At 55.0% G+C, this 13,371-nt stretch carries 12 protein-coding genes; 3 read left to right on the top strand and 9 right to left on the bottom strand.

All coding sequences use genetic code 11. The annotated features are described in order from the left end of the window. Positions 1 to 359: 359 nt before the first annotated feature. Genes recG through gmk form a run of 5 tightly spaced genes read right to left on the bottom strand, consistent with a single transcriptional unit; the run spans position 360 to position 6,233 of the window. On the bottom strand, positions 360 to 2,441 hold the full coding sequence (gene recG, locus ET34_RS0114530) for an ATP-dependent DNA helicase RecG (RefSeq protein ID WP_031523232.1): 2,082 nt from the start codon (positions 2,439 to 2,441) through the stop codon (positions 360 to 362). Positions 2,442 to 2,444: 3 nt separating this feature from the next. Then, the gene (gene trmH, locus ET34_RS22845; RefSeq protein ID WP_031523234.1) at positions 2,445 to 3,134 is read right to left on the bottom strand and encodes a tRNA (guanosine(18)-2'-O)-methyltransferase TrmH; all 690 of its coding nucleotides are present in this window, start codon (positions 3,132 to 3,134) and stop codon (positions 2,445 to 2,447) included. Positions 3,135 to 3,138: 4 nt separating this feature from the next. Then, positions 3,139 to 5,262, bottom strand: coding sequence for a bifunctional GTP diphosphokinase/guanosine-3',5'-bis pyrophosphate 3'-pyrophosphohydrolase (gene spoT, locus ET34_RS0114540; protein ID WP_031523236.1), 2,124 nt, complete (start codon positions 5,260 to 5,262; stop codon positions 3,139 to 3,141). A gap of 17 nt (positions 5,263 to 5,279) precedes the next feature. Then, positions 5,280 to 5,555 carry a DNA-directed RNA polymerase subunit omega gene (gene rpoZ / locus ET34_RS0114545; RefSeq protein ID WP_031523238.1) on the bottom strand — a complete coding sequence of 92 codons (276 nt, stop codon included), beginning with the start codon at positions 5,553 to 5,555 and terminating at the stop codon, positions 5,280 to 5,282. Between the two features lie 54 nt (positions 5,556 to 5,609). Beyond that, a complete protein-coding gene (gene gmk, locus ET34_RS0114550) occupies positions 5,610 to 6,233 on the bottom strand; it encodes a guanylate kinase (RefSeq protein WP_031523240.1) in 624 nt (207 codons plus the stop codon). Positions 6,234 to 6,566: 333 nt separating this feature from the next. Here gmk and ligB point away from each other — a divergent pair, with 333 nt between their 5' ends. After that, positions 6,567 to 8,258 carry an NAD-dependent DNA ligase LigB gene (gene ligB, locus ET34_RS0114555; protein WP_031523242.1) on the top strand — a complete coding sequence of 564 codons (1,692 nt, stop codon included), beginning with the start codon at positions 6,567 to 6,569 and terminating at the stop codon, positions 8,256 to 8,258. Here ligB and ET34_RS0114560 read toward each other — a convergent pair. Together ET34_RS0114560 and ET34_RS0114565 are read right to left on the bottom strand one after the other, a co-directional pair. Continuing rightward, positions 8,252 to 8,869, bottom strand: coding sequence for a trimeric intracellular cation channel family protein (locus tag ET34_RS0114560; RefSeq protein ID WP_031523244.1), 618 nt, complete (start codon positions 8,867 to 8,869; stop codon positions 8,252 to 8,254). The genes ligB and ET34_RS0114560 overlap by 7 nt on opposite strands. A 256-nt stretch (positions 8,870 to 9,125) precedes the next feature. After that, positions 9,126 to 9,989: a YicC/YloC family endoribonuclease gene (locus ET34_RS0114565; RefSeq protein WP_031523246.1), complete on the bottom strand. Its 864-nt coding sequence runs from the start codon at positions 9,987 to 9,989 to the stop codon at positions 9,126 to 9,128. A 125-nt stretch (positions 9,990 to 10,114) separates the two neighbouring features. Between ET34_RS0114565 and rph the strand changes: the two genes are divergently transcribed. Continuing rightward, the gene (gene rph / locus ET34_RS0114570) at positions 10,115 to 10,831 is read left to right on the top strand and encodes a ribonuclease PH (RefSeq protein WP_031523247.1); all 717 of its coding nucleotides are present in this window, start codon (positions 10,115 to 10,117) and stop codon (positions 10,829 to 10,831) included. A gap of 60 nt (positions 10,832 to 10,891) precedes the next feature. Next, positions 10,892 to 11,533, top strand: a complete 642-nt coding sequence (gene pyrE / locus ET34_RS0114575) for an orotate phosphoribosyltransferase (RefSeq protein WP_031523249.1) — start codon at positions 10,892 to 10,894, stop codon at positions 11,531 to 11,533. Positions 11,534 to 11,567: 34 nt separating this feature from the next. Here the strand turns inward: pyrE and ET34_RS0114580 are convergent, their stop codons facing one another. Then, on the bottom strand, positions 11,568 to 12,584 hold the full coding sequence (locus tag ET34_RS0114580; RefSeq protein ID WP_031523251.1) for an SMP-30/gluconolactonase/LRE family protein: 1,017 nt from the start codon (positions 12,582 to 12,584) through the stop codon (positions 11,568 to 11,570). Between the two features lie 181 nt (positions 12,585 to 12,765). Next, a complete protein-coding gene (slmA, locus tag ET34_RS0114585) occupies positions 12,766 to 13,362 on the bottom strand; it encodes a nucleoid occlusion factor SlmA (protein WP_031523253.1) in 597 nt (198 codons plus the stop codon). Positions 13,363 to 13,371 lie beyond the last annotated feature (9 nt).

Consider the following 13,371-nt stretch of genomic DNA (forward strand, 5'->3'; position numbering starts at 1 on the left):
CAAAGGAGGTTTCGCTAAATTAATATCGGTGAAGTATTGTGGATCGAATAACTCTTTTTTTGATTAATTGTGCGGTGGGGAAATGATATTATTTTTTAAATAATTATTTATTATGAGTTGAGTCTGTTATATACGTTTACCAGATAATATTAATTAAACATTTATCGGTTATTTATATATTATAAAAAATAAAGGGGCAAGGTTTAGTGTCTTTAAATAAATTCCTGGATGTTTCTGGGTCGCTGATTGCATTTTGTCATGTCGGTCATTAAGATCTTACGTAATAAGGTTTTACGCATACAGGGCTGGTTATTTTTTAGATTATATAAGGAGGATGTGTGGATAAACGGAAGCGCGAATCAGGCGTTTGAATATTTTTCCGTTTCCGGCATCCAGCGCTCTACCAGCGCCGCCGCCTGCTCGGGATAACGTTCATGAATATGACGAGCGATACGCTGTACCTCAGGAATTAATGCCTGGTCACGCAGCAGATCGGCGACTTTGAATTCGGCGTTACCGGTTTGACGAGTGCCGAGCAGCTCGCCGGGCCCGCGGATCTCCAAATCCTTCTGAGCGATAACGAATCCATCGTTACTGTCGCGCAAAACCTGCAGACGCATCTGGGCAGTTTTTGACAGCGGCGCTTTATAGAGCAGCACACAGTGGGACGCCACCGCGCCGCGGCCAACGCGCCCCCGTAACTGATGGAGCTGTGCCAGCCCCAGGCGCTCCGGGTTTTCGATGATCATCAGACTGGCGTTAGGTACGTCTACACCCACTTCAATCACCGTGGTGGCGATAAGCAGGTGAATCTCGCCCTGCTTAAATGCCTGCATCACCGCCTGTTTCTCCGTGGGTTTCATCCGGCCATGCACCAGCCCGACATTCAGCTGTGGCAGGGCGGTTTTCAGCTCTTCCCAGGTTGCTTCGGCGGCCTGCGCCTCTAACAGTTCGGATTCTTCAATCAGCGTGCAGACCCAGTACGCCTGACGTCCCTCTTCGCTGCAGGCGTGGCGCACGCGCTCGATGATGTCGCTGCGACGGGTATCGGGAATGGCAACGGTGGTCACCGGGGTACGGCCCGGGGGCAGTTCGTCGATCACGGAGGTATCAAGATCGGCGTAGGCCGTCATCGCCAGGGTGCGCGGAATGGGCGTCGCAGTCATGATCAGCTGGTGAGGATGGAATCCCTGCTGCTGACCCTTTTCGCGCAGCGCCAGGCGCTGATGCACGCCAAAGCGGTGCTGCTCATCAATAATCACCAGCGCCAGGCCATTAAACTGCACCTGCTCCTGGAAAATCGCGTGGGTGCCGACCACCATCTGCACCTGGCCGCTGGCAATCGCTTCCTGCTGAGCAATACGCGCTTTTCCTTTCTGCTTACCGGCCAGCCAGCCGACTTCCACGCCCAGCGGGGCAAACCAGCTGCGGAAGTTACTGGCGTGTTGCTCCGCCAGCAGTTCAGTCGGAGCCATCAGCGCCACCTGCTTGCCGTGGGCGATAGCACGCAGCGCGGCCAGCGCCGCCACCAGGGTTTTACCTGAGCCGACATCGCCCTGTACCAGACGCATCATCGGAATGTCGCGCGCCATATCCTGTTCAACTTCTGCCACCACGCGCTGTTGCGCCCCGGTGGGCCTGAACGGCAGGGAAGCCAGCAGCTGATTTTTCAGGTCGTCATGAAGGCCAAGCGGCAGCGCGTGGAACCGTTGCGCGCCGGCGCGCAGCGCCAGCATGCTCAGGTTGTGTGCCAGCAGTTCTTCGAGAATCAGGCGATGCTGAGCCGGATGTTTTCCGGTTTCCAGCTCCGTCAGCGTCAGGGTCGGCGGCGGGCGGTGCAGGGTACGCAGCGCCTCCGGCAGGCTCATCATGCCCTGTGCCAGCTCCGGCGGTAGCAGTTCGGTGATAGCGCAGGTATCCAGCAGATCCAGCGCCTGGTCAGTCAGCTTGCGTAACGTAGCCTGCCGCACGCCTTCTGTGGTCGGGTAAACCGGTGTCAGCGTTTCCTGCATCTCCGGCGTTGAGCTGTCGCCCTGAATACGGTACTCGGGATGGATCATCTCTGCGCCATACTTCCCGCGCCGGGCTTCGCCATAGGCCAGTACGCGACGACCCGTGGCGAGGCCATTTTTCATCGCGGCGTTGAAGTTGAAGAAGCGCATGGTCAGGATGCCGCTACCGTCGCTGATCTGGCAGGTCATCATGCGGCGTCCGGCAAAGGTGACGCTACTGTTCAGCACTTCACCCTCGACCGTGGCGTAAATGCCCGGCAGCAGATCGCCAATCGCATAGAGCTGAGTGCGATCTTCATAGCGCAACGGGAGATGAAGCAGAAGATCCTGCACGGTATGCAGGCCGATTTTCGCCAGCTTGCTGCTCTGACTGGCACCGACGCCGGTCAGCGAGCTTAGCGGGACGGCATCCAACAGGCGGCCGCGCATGGCTTAACCCGCAGACTGCATCGTTGACCACCACGCGGCATCGGCGACAATGTCGCCGTTATCATCCACGAGAGGGTAGGGCAGGCCTTTGCGCTTTGCCACACGGGCCAGCACCGGATAACCGCCTTCAAACAGCAGGCGCTGCTGCTCGGCGACGGGAAGGGTACTGTTTTCGCGCTGGTACATACCGGCGTTCTGACGCTGGCGCTGCGCTTCATAGAGAATAAGCGCCGAGGCCACCGAAACATTGAGCGACTGCACCATGCCGGTCATCGGGATGATGATATCCCGATCCGCCAGATCCAGCGCTTCGCGTGTGATCCCGGTTTTCTCCTGCCCCATCAAAATGCAGGTGGGGCGGGTGTAATCGATATCGCGGAAATCTACGGCGCGGTCAGAAAGGTGTGTGGCGAGGATCTGCATGCCGCGACCCTTAAGATGAGTAACCGCATCCCCAATAGTCCGGTGGGTTTTCACCTCCACCCAACTGTTACTGCCGGCGGCGGAAGAGGCCATGGTCCGCATCCGATGTCCCGGCCAGACGGCATGCACTTCGTGCACGCCGACGGCATCGGCGGTACGAACAATCGCGGAGACGTTATGAGGCTTATGAACCTGCTCCATGCAGACGGTCAGGTCGGGTTGCCGCCTGGCGAGCATCTCGCGGATCCGTGCGTAACGCTGAGCATTCATGCCGTCAGTTTCGGTTTCGGGTGACTTTAATGACATCCGGCATTACGCGGATTTTGCGCATAATGTTTGCCAGATGAACGCGCTCGCGCGCCGAGAGACGGATGAAGGCGCTGTATACGCGGCCATCTTTCTCTTCGGTATTGAGGCTGTGGATATTAGAACCTGCAGTGTTAATTGCCGCCGTCAGGTTCGCCAGCGCACCCTGGTGGTTGAACATATCCACCTTGATCTCGGTGATGAACTCCTGCTCGGTCTCTTTATCCCACTCTACCGCCATGAATTTCTCAGGTTCTTTCTGGTAGCCGCGAATGTTGCGGCACGATTCATGGTGGATAACCAGCCCTTTGCCTGGGCTGACGTGAGCGACAATCGGGTCGCCGGGGATAGGACGGCAGCACTTGGCAAACGTAATCAGCACGCCATCCGCGCCTTTGATTGGCAGATGGTTGGTGCCTGATGTGGTCGCAGGGATTTGCTGGCCGGTAACGCTGGCATCGCCCTGCGTCAGGTTTTTCGCCACCACCACGCTCATTGCGTTACCCAGGCCAATTTCCGCCAGCAGATCGTCAAGCGTCGCCAGCTTCATACGGTCCAGCTCACGCTGCACGTGCTCTGGAGGGATCTCAGCCAGTTTACGGCTGCCGCCCAGAGCATGGTTGAGCAGACGCCGCCCAAGGCTGACGGAGTCATCACGCTTAAGGTTTTTCAGCATCTGGCGGATTTTGGCGCGCGCTTTGGAGCTGACGACAAAGTTCAGCCATGCGGCGTTTGGACGCGCACCCGGCGCGGTGATGATTTCTACCGTCTGGCCGCTGGTGAGCGACTGCGACAGAGGATAGGGCTGACGATCGACGCGCGCGCCGACGCAGGCGTGCCCGATATCGGTATGCACCGCGTAAGCGAAGTCGACCGGCGTCGCGCCCGCAGGAAGTTCGACAATACGACCTTCCGGGGTGAAAACATAAATCTCATCCGGGAAGAGATCAGATTTAACGCTCTCGATAAATTCAAACGAGCTGCCCGCGCTTTGCTGCAGTTCAAGCAGGCTTTGCATCCAGCGCTGCGCGCGGATTTGCGCCGTAGTGCTGCTCTCGCCGTGCTCTTTATAAGCCCAGTGTGCTGCCACACCCATTTCAGCCATCTGGTCCATATCTTCAGTGCGGATCTGCACCTCGACCGGTACGCCATGCGGGCCAATCATGGAAGTATGAAGCGACTGATAGCCGTTCGCCTTCGGGATGGCGATGTAATCTTTCATCCGGCCCGGACGTGGTTTGTAGAGGCTGTGCATCTGGCCAAGTACGCGATAGCAGGTATCCACATCCTTCACGATCACGCGGAAGGCGTAGATATCCATGATCGAGTGAAAACGTTGCTCTTTAAGCACCATTTTGCAGTAGATAGAGTAGAGATGTTTTTCACGACCGCTGACGCGGCAGGGAATTCCCGCTTCCTGAAGACGCCCTTCGATTTCTGAAAGGATCTTCTGAATCATCTCTTTACGGTTGCCGCGCGCCGCTTTTACCACTTCTTTAATGACGCGGTAGCGGTTAGGGTGCAACGCCTCAAAGCCCAACTCTTCGAGTTCGGTTTTCAGGTGATGGATACCCAGGCGGTGAGCGAGCGGGCTGTAAATTTCCAGGGTCTCGCGTGCAATACGACGACGTTTATCCGGACGTAACGCGCCCAACGTGCGCATATTGTGGGTACGGTCGGCGAGCTTGATCAGAATGACGCGGATGTCCTGCACCATCGCCATGATCATCTTGCGAAAGTTTTCTGCCTGCGCCTCTTTCTTATCCTGGAACTTAAGCTTGTCGAGCTTGGACACCCCTTCTACCAGTTCGGCAACGCTTTTACCGAACAGTTGCTCCATATCCTGATATGTCGCCGGGGTGTCTTCAATCACGTCATGCAGTAGCGCGGCCATCAGCGTTTCGTAGTCGAGTTTCATCTCGGCCAGAATGCAGGCCACCGCTACCGGGTGCGTGATATAAGGTTCGCCACTTGAACGTGTCTGGCCCTCGTGAGCGTCACGTGCAACGAGATACGCTTGCTGGAGACGCTTAATCTGGTCTTCCGGCAAGTATTGTTGAATCAGCTGATTCAGGCTTTCAAACAGATACAAGGGCTACCCGCTGGTTATTAACGACGGCCTTCAGCAATCGCGGTGACAGCCTGCAGTTCTGCGGCTTCCTGCTCCTGCTGTTCCTGGCGCTCACGCACGTCAAGGATCTGGTTGTTGATCAGACCTTCTTCGATTTCACGCAGCGCGATCACCGTAGTTTTATCGTTTTCTTCCGCTACCAGCGGATCTTTACCGCCAACCTGCATCTGACGAGCGCGACGCGCGGCGACCAGCACCAGGTCAAAACGGTTACCAATTTTCTCAACAGCGTCCTGAACAGTTACGCGTGCCATAATTAAAATGCTCCACAGGTGAAGAAATGACTGGGCATGATACTGAAACTGGGTTCAGTCTGCCAATAGTTTGGTGATTAAAGCGTCATGGCGTTGCTTCTGACGACCCATGCGCAGGCGCTCAGCGCGAAGGATGATCTTCAGATCGGCCAGCGCCGTATCAAAGTCATCATTCACGATAAGGTAATCGTACTCGGCGTAATGGCTCATCTCCGCTACCGCCTGCGCCATACGTTTTGCAATAACCTCTTCGCTGTCCTGGCCACGACCACGCAGGCGGCGATCCAGTTCCTCTTTCGATGGCGGCAGGATAAAGATGCTCCGTGCCTGAGGCATTTTCTGACGAATTTGCTTCGCGCCCTGCCAGTCGATATCCAGGAAGACATCCACCCCGGTTGCCAGCACGGTTTCGATGGTTTGACGCGAGGTTCCGTAATAGTTACCGAACACCTCGGCGTGCTCCAGAAACGCGTCTTCCGCGATCATAGTGCGGAATTCATCATGGTTTACAAAGAAGTAGTGCTCGCCATGATTTTCACCGGGACGCGGACCGCGCGTGGTATGAGACACCGAAACCTGTGAGTCATACAGCGGTTGCGTCTTCAAAAACGCCTGAATAAGGCTGGACTTACCCGCTCCGCTGGGCGCGGAAATAATATAAAGCGTACCTTGAGCCATCTGTGTTTTACGTCAGTTGAAATGCCGAAAAGAGATGCGCGTATCTGTTGCGGTTATCCAAATGACGCGCTCAACGCGCAATCATTTATGGATAAAACCGTTCTACCCGCACTGCAAAGTATGGTGGAGATCACGACTTATTATACACACCGCCGCTTCGTGACGTAGCTTTTGTCATGACTTTTAACGCAATTGCGAAGCGCTTTCCCGCTGCGGGATAGCGTTGCAGCAAATTAAACAATCCTTCTGAAAGCGCCTCGCAGTTCACACCTTTCCCAATCGATCCCGAATAAACAACGCGTTATATCTGTGCGCATTAACAGGGAGGCTCGAATGATAAGGACTGTTATTGCATTAATACTCATGCTGTTAACTGCAGGGACTGGCGCTACTTGTCCGGCCTGGAAAAGCTCGCAGGCCAGACAGGAGATAAACCGTCTCTCAGCGCAGCTAAATAAATGGGATGAAGCTTACTGGCTGCGCGGGCAGAGCCTGGTAAGCGATGCCGTATACGACGACATGCGCGCACGATTACGTCAGTGGTCTGGGTGCTTTTCATCGCAGCGGGCAAACTTGCAGCCGGAAATACCTTCGCAGGGTAAGACTGCGCATCCAGTTTTTCATACTGGCGTTAAAAAACTGGAGAATAAAGAGGCGCTGACAAGATGGATGCATACGCATCGCGATCTTTGGGTCCAGCCTAAAGTAGATGGTGTTGCAGTAACACTGGTGTACCGGCACGGGAAACTGAGCCAGGCCATTAGCCGCGGCAACGGGCGTAGCGGTGAGGACTGGACTGAACGGGTGCGCGCTATTTCTGCTATCCCGCAGCACGTAAGCGGTGCGCTGGCTAACAGCGTATTGCAGGGAGAAATATTCTGGCAACGCCAGCAGCATGTGCAGAAACGGGACGGCGGCGCAGGCGCGCGGGCAAAAGTCGCGGGGGCGCTGATGCGTAAAGCTAATACCGCATTGCTTCGAGAGTTTAACGTCTTCATCTGGGCATGGCCGGGTGGACCTGTCGATATGCAGGCTCGTCTCGAAGCGCTGGATAAAAATGGATTCTCGCTTACGCGACAGTGGACGACCGCGGTTCAACACGCCGATGAAGTCGCTATTCTGCGAGATCGCTGGCTGGCCGAGCCGTTGCCTTTCGTCACCGATGGTGTGATCGTACGCAGCGGGCGTGAACCCCCTCCAGCCAGCTGGGTTCCTGGCGAAGGTAATTGGGTCGTCGCGTGGAAGTATCCGCCAGCCGAGCATATTACCGACGTGAAGCAGATCCATTTTACCGTGGGGCGGACCGGGAAAATTGCCGCCGTTGCGGAGCTGGAGCCTGTAAAAATCGATGACAAGAACGTGTCTCGTGTGAGTATCGGGTCGGTAGATCGCTGGCGCAGACTGGATCTGTTAGCGGGAGACAGAGTGGTGATACGCATGGCCGGTTTGGGTATTCCCCATATAGAGCGGGTCGTCTGGCGTATGGCGCAGCGCAACAGACCTGTGCTACCCGCAGCGGATCAGTTTCATCCATTGAGCTGCTTTTTTGTAATAAGCACATGTCGCGAACAGTTCCTTGCACGTTTGCGCTGGCTTAGTCACGGAACGGTACTGGATATTCATGGTGTGAGCGAAGCGACCTGGCTGCAATTACATCAGGCCCATCGATTTGAACACCTGTTTTCCTGGATGGCACTGACGCCAGAAATGCTTGCTACTACCCCAGGATTTTCTGAAACCCGCGCCCGTATGGTTTGGCATCGTTTTTCTCTGACGCGACGCAAGCCCTTCCGGCAATGGCTAAAAGCGATGAGCTTTCCTTTACCTGATATGACTCTTGAAGCAATGCCAGATCAACACTGGTGGCATGTCCGCAATCGTAATGAGCTGAGCTGGCAACGTTTGCCGGGTGTGGGCAAAGCGCGGGCTAAAAAGCTGGTAGCTTTTGCCCGTCACCCGGATATTACGCGGCTTACAGACTGGCTGGCCGCGCAGGGTATCGATGGTTTCGCTGAACCTCAGTGAGTGCTGTGACGATAGTGGAAAACAGGGAGTCCGAGGCGAAAGCGTAGCGCCAGCAGTCGGGCGGTGAAACCGAAGAGCAGCGTGGCGATAACCACAACATCATGGCTGGAGACATAATACTGGAGGGCGACATAGAGAACCGCAGAAGCAAAGGCGATACCGGCGTACAGCTCTTTCTGGAATACCAGCGGGATGCGCTTACAGAACATGTCGCGCAGTACGCCACCGAAGACGCCGGTGATCACCGCTGCGATAACCGCAATTACCGGGCCTTCGCCCATATCAAGAGCAACCTGTGCGCCAATGATGGAAAACACGACCAGGCCGAGGGCATCTAATATTAAAAAGAAGCGGCGCAGGTGGGGCATCACCGGCGCAAAAATGGTGGTTAGTACCGCAGCGGTAGCCACGATGATGACGTACTCAGGATGCGCTACCCAGCCGAGCGGATAGTGGCCGAGCAAAATATCCCTTACCGAGCCGCCGCCAAGCGCCGTTGCTGTGGCAATGATAATAACGCCGAAGGTGTCCATCCTGCGGCGACCGGCAGCCAGCGCACCCGTCATTGCCTCGGCGGTGATGCCAATCAGATAAAGAATATGTAGCAGCATGGATCCCCCTAAAAAAGGAGCAGGGTAGCGATTCACGGTGGTTATCACGACTGAGTTTTTCTAAATCGCAATAATTTGGATTAGTTTTACTTATGGGTGAACAATGTATTAACCTGATTATTAAGTAACAAAGTGAAAGTGGTTAGATAAAAAGAATAAATTTTATAAGGGCTAAAAAGAGAGGATTAGCGTCTCTGAGGCACCAGATAAGTAAAGCCCGCCGGGAGGCGGGCTTGAAACTAATTTCTGCCGGGATTTACTCAATATTCTGGATCTGCTCGCGCATCTGCTCAATAAGCACTTTTAGCTCGATAGCCGAATTGGTGACGTCGGCATTGATAGATTTAGAGGCCAGGGTGTTCGACTCACGATTGAATTCCTGCATCATGAAGTCGAGACGGCGGCCAACGGCTTCTTTCTTCCTCAGGATGTTATAGGTTTCTTTAACGTGCGCTTCCAGGCGATCCAGCTCTTCGGCTACGTCAATACGCTGTGCCATCAGCACAAGCTCTTGCTCAAGACGGTTATTTTCAAGCTGGACCTGCGCATCATCAAGCTTGCTGACGAGACGCTCGCGCTGCCACTGCATAATTTCCGGCATCCAGGCGCGCACTTTGGTGACTTCAGTGCTGACGCCTTCCAGGCGTTGCTCAATCAGGGACTTCAGAGCCTGACCTTCGGTTTCACGGGCGATAATGAAATCATCCATCGCACCATCGAATGCAGTGAGAATGTCTGCGGCAATCGCGTCCAGATCCTGCTCCTGGGCAGCCATTACGCCTGGCCAGCGCAGAATATCGACCGGGTTAATTTCACCCTCATCGCTCTGCATTTTTACCCAGTTAGCGGCGCCTACCAGCTGCTTCGCCAGTTTTTCATTAAGGATAAGCTCACCCTTTGCGCTGGCGTCCGGTTCAAAACGCAGGCTGCACTCCACTTTACCGCGCGTCAGACGAGTACGAATACGTTCGCGCACCACCGGTTCAAGGCTACGGAACTGTTCCGGCAGACGGAAATAGGTTTCCAGATAGCGTTGGTTTACGGAGCGCAACTCCCAGGCGGCGCTGCCCCACTCACCTTTGATTTCCCGGCGTGCATAGGCGGTCATACTGCGGATCATAGTCATACCCGTTGTGTAGATGAATTTGCGTGGATTATAGCCCCCGTGGCCTCACCATGATAGGAATAAGCTCGCGAAGCCCGTATAATGCGCAGCCACATTTGCCACAAGCCGGAGAATAACTCATGCGTCCATCAGGCCGTAGCGCTAATCAGGTGCGCCCCGTCACCCTGACCCGTCATTACACAAAACACGCTGAAGGTTCCGTGCTTGTTGAATTTGGTGAAACTAAAGTGCTGTGCACCGCTACCGTAGAAGAGAGCGTGCCGCGCTTTCTGAAAGGGCAGGGCCAGGGCTGGATCACCGCAGAATACGGCATGCTGCCGCGCTCTACCCACACCCGTAACGCGCGTGAAGCGGCCAAAGGTAAACAGGGCGGCCGTACCCTGGAAATCCAGCGCCTTATTGCCCGTTCACTGCGCGCAGCCGTCGATCTGAAAGCGCTGGGTGAGTTCACTATTACGCTCGATTGCGATGTCTTACAGGCTGACGGCGGTACTCGCACCGCCTCTATCACCGGTGCCTGCGTGGCGCTGGCTGATGCGTTGAATGGTCTGGTTGCGGCCGGCAAGCTGAAAGCGAACCCGATGAAGGGCATGGTGGCTGCAGTTTCCGTCGGCATCGTTAAGGGCGAAGCCGTTTGCGATCTGGAATATGTGGAAGATTCCGCCGCAGAAACCGACATGAACGTGGTGATGACCGAAGATGGTCGGATGATCGAGGTGCAGGGCACCGCCGAAGGCGAGCCCTTCAGTCACGAAGAGTTGCTTTCCCTGCTGGCGCTGGCGCGAGAGGGAATTGATTCCATTGTCGCGTCGCAGAAAGCGGCGTTAGAAAATTGATTTAAAGGCGACCGTAATGGTCGCTTTTTTTTGCTTAAAAAAGAGATGAGGAGCGAAGCCATGAAACCGTATCAGCGCCAGTTTATTGAATTTGCACTGAATAAGCAGGTGCTTAAGTTTGGCGAATTCACGCTGAAATCCGGGCGCAAGAGTCCGTACTTTTTTAATGCCGGGCTGTTCAACACCGGACGGGATCTGGCGCTGTTAGGCCGGTTTTATGCGGAAGCGCTGGTGGACTCCGGGATCGACTTCGACCTGCTGTTTGGCCCGGCTTATAAAGGCATCCCTATTGCGACCACGACGGCGGTAGCGCTGGCCGAACATCATGAGCGCGATGTGCCGTACTGCTTCAACCGCAAGGAAGCGAAAGATCACGGCGAAGGCGGCAGTGTGGTGGGGAGTCCGTTACAGGGGCGTATTATGCTGGTGGATGATGTGATCACTGCTGGCACCGCAATCCGTGAATCTATGGAGATTATTCAGGCCAATGGTGCAACCCTTGCCGGGGTGTTGATCTCCCTTGACCGCCAGGAACGCGGTCGGGCAGATATCTCTGCCATTCAGGAAGTGAAGCGTGATTATGGCTGTCAGGTTATTTCCATTATCACGCTGAAGGATCTGATCGCTTACCTCGAAGAGAAGCCGGAAATGGCCGACAGCCTGGCGGCGGTGCGTGACTATCGCGAGCAGTTTGGCGTATAGATGCTGGCCCGGCAGTCTCGCTGCCGGGTAATCTTTACAGCAACGCAGCACCCTGCGTATTTACATACAGCGAATATATAGATGTGCTGGACGCCATAAACAGGCGGTTGCGAGACGCTCCGCCGAAGCACAGGTTAGCGCAGCGCTCGGGCAGATGAATCATTCCCATGGCTTTGCCCTGAGTCGTAAAGACGCGCACGCCATCCAGCTCTTCGCTACCCATTCCCCATCCGCACCATAAGTTACCGTCAACATCGCAGGCAATACCGTCGGCAGTGCCGTTTCCGCAGTCGATGTGCACGCGTTTATTCTTCAGCGTGTTGCCCTCTACGTCCCAGGCGAGAATTAAGCGGTTCGGCGTCGCCCGGCTTTCAACGACATAAAGCGTCTTTTCGTCAGGTGAAAAACAGATGCCGTTAGGCCCTCTGACATCACCCGATACTACGCTCAGCTCGCGGCTTTCAGGATCAAGGCGATAGACGTTTTGCGGCAGCTCCGGAGCTGCTTTATGCCCTTCATAAAAACCAGCAATGCCAAAAGGCGGATCGGTAAACCAGATAGAGCCGTCAGATTTCACCGCAATATCGTTCGGCGAGTTGAAGGGTTTTCCATCGAATTTATCAGCCAGGATGGTGATGCTACCGTCATACTCCGTGCGGGTAATACGGCGGGTATCATGCTCGCAGCTAATCAGTCGGCCCTGACGATCGCGAGCGTGCCCGTTGGCAAAGCTGGATGGCTGGCGAAACACCCGGGTTTCGCCGGTAATTTCATCCCAGCGCATGATGGCGTTATTGGGGATATCGCTCCACAGCAACATTCGGCTATCGCCAAACCATACCGGGCCTTCTGCCCAACGAAAACCGGTGGCAATCTGTTCGACTTTCGCGCTGGAGAGAATATAGCCGCGGAAGCTGTCATCCAGCGCAACGATGCGCGGATCGGGATAACGGGGAGACGGCGTCCAGGCCGCATAACTTCTGGTACTGACCAACAGTGAAGCGGCGGCAATACCGCTCAGCTTTAATAGTTCTCGACGTGATGTTGCCATCAGGTCTCTCCTTATTGTGTAGGGTATTCGGCAAATTATTTTTTTAGTAAAACGAGCGTGCCTGAAGGAGAGTAGGAAATGTACCGGGCAGGAACATCTGGCAACTCAACGAATTCCGTTGGGCTTTTTCACAAATTGAAGATAAGAGAAGTGAGCAGCCGGTCTGGCTGCCTCAGAAGAATTACTGCAGCTGGGCGGCGAGCAGCGGCCAGCGCGTATCAAACTCATCGGTCGGGCTGTAGCGGAATTCACTGCGCACAAAACGCGACAGCATACCTTCGCAATAGGCCATCAGCTGGCTGGCCAGCAGCGTTTCGTCGCTGGTATAGCCTTCGCCTTCACGCATTTTGCGTTCGCGCAGCACCTGACGCAGCTGCACTTCGATGCGCTCGAAAAGCTGGTTGATACGGCCCTGCAGTCTCTCCTGTTCGAACATCAGAGCATGACCGGTAAGAATGCGTGTCAGGCCCGGGTTGCGTTCACCAAAACCGAGGATCAGCTGCACAATCAGGCGCACGCGCGCGGTCGTATCTTTTTCATCTTTCAGGATCAGGTTGATACGTGTAATGAGGCTGTCTTCGATAAATTCGATAAGGCTATCGAACATCCTGGTTTTGCTGGGAAAATGACGGTACAGCGCCGCCTCAGAAACGCCAACGGATGCCGCCAGCTTTGCGGTGGTAATGCGCTGGCTGCCATCACTGGATTCAAGCATCTGTGCCAGAGACTGAAGTATTTCCTCGCGACGATTCCGTTTCGCGGTTTGTTTTTCTGCCATGTTGTAAAA

Source organism: Siccibacter colletis, from assembly GCF_000696575.1.
Lineage (GTDB): Bacteria > Pseudomonadota > Gammaproteobacteria > Enterobacterales > Enterobacteriaceae > Siccibacter > Siccibacter colletis.